We start from the raw sequence: 1329 nt of genomic DNA, 5'->3' as shown, positions 1-1329 counted from the left end.
CCGCGTCCCGCGCCCCGCGCCCCGCTGCCGCGCTGCAGCGCGGGCTGCGCGACGCGCTGCATGCGCTGGTCGGCCTGCGCCTGTCGCTCAATCCCGCGCTGATGCAGGCGCTGCCGCCCGCCGCCGCGCCCGGCGCCCCGCGCGCCTGATCCCGACGACACCATGCCCATTTCCTCGCGACCATGATCGGCGAATTCGACATCTTCGGCGTGTTCGTGCCGGCACCGCTGGTGCTGATGCTGATCGCCTACCTGATCAATATCGCGGTGCGCGCGCTGCTCACGCGCACCGGCATCTACCGCTTCGTCTGGCATCGCTCGATCTTCGACCTCGGCATCTACGTGTTCGTGCTGGCCGGCGTCGTGATCGCCTCCCATCATTTCGTGGCTACCTGACAACACCAAGAACCCAATAACGTGAACGCGAAAAGAACCTGGTTTTCGGCGGGGCAGATCCTGCTGACCCTGATCGTGGTGGTCGTCGCCGGCCTCGTGCTGTGGCGCATCATCAACTACTACATGTTCTCGCCCTGGACCCGCGACGGCCACGTGCGCGCCGACGTGATCCAGGTCGCGCCCGACGTGTCGGGGCTGATCACCGAGGTGCGGGTGGTCGACAACCAGGCTGTCTCGCAGGGCCAGGTGCTGTTCGTGATTGACCGGGCGCGCTACACGCTCGCGCTGCGCCTGGCCCAGGCCACGCTCGAGCAGCGCGCGGCGACGCTGGCCCAGGCGCGGCGCGAATACGCGCGCAATCTCAAGCTCGGCAACCTGGTGGCCAGCGAGCAGCTCGAGGAAAGCCGCACCCGCGTCGACCAGGGCGAGGCCGCGCTGGCCGACGCGCAGGTCAATGTCGATACCGCGAAGCTGAACCTGCAGCGCACCACCATCGTCAGCCCGGTGGACGGCTACCTGAACGACCGCGCGCCGCGCGTGGGCGAATACGTGCCGGCCGGCCGCGCCGTGCTGTCGGTGGTCGACCAGCATTCGTTCCGTGTCGACGGCTATTTCGAGGAAACCAAGCTGCACGGCATCCATATCGGCCAGCCGGTGGACATCAGCGTGATGGGCGAGCCGCGGCCGCTGCGCGGCCATGTGCAGAGCATCGTGGCGGCCATCGAGGATCGCGACCGCACCCAGAGCGCGAACCTGCTGCCCAACGTCAACCCGGCCTTCAGCTGGGTGCGGCTGGCACAGCGGATTCCGGTGCGCGTCGCGCTCGACGAGGTGCCCGACGATTTCCGCATGATCGCGGGCCGCACCGCCACGGTGGCGATGCGCGCGCCCGATGCGCGCGACCAGCGCAAGGCGCAAGGCGCGGCGCAGCCGA

Annotated in this window: 2 protein-coding genes; both read left to right on the top strand. The window is 69.1% G+C overall.

Annotated features, from left to right (window positions below; all coding sequences use genetic code 11):
• The first annotated feature begins 182 nt into the window (after positions 1-182).
• Positions 183-395, top strand: a complete 213-nt coding sequence (locus F3J10_RS35660; RefSeq protein WP_013690214.1) for a DUF1656 domain-containing protein — start codon at positions 183-185, stop codon at positions 393-395.
• Between the two features lie 21 nt (positions 396-416).
• Positions 417-1329: HlyD family secretion protein (locus F3J10_RS35655; protein ID WP_167244049.1), on the top strand; the 913-nt coding region annotated here is incomplete at its 3' end.

Origin of the sequence: Burkholderia sp. Cy-637 (assembly GCF_011753175.1) — a bacterium.
Classification (GTDB): Bacteria; Pseudomonadota; Gammaproteobacteria; order Burkholderiales; family Burkholderiaceae; genus Burkholderia; species Burkholderia gladioli.
This window is presented reverse-complemented; position numbering and strand designations above follow the sequence as displayed.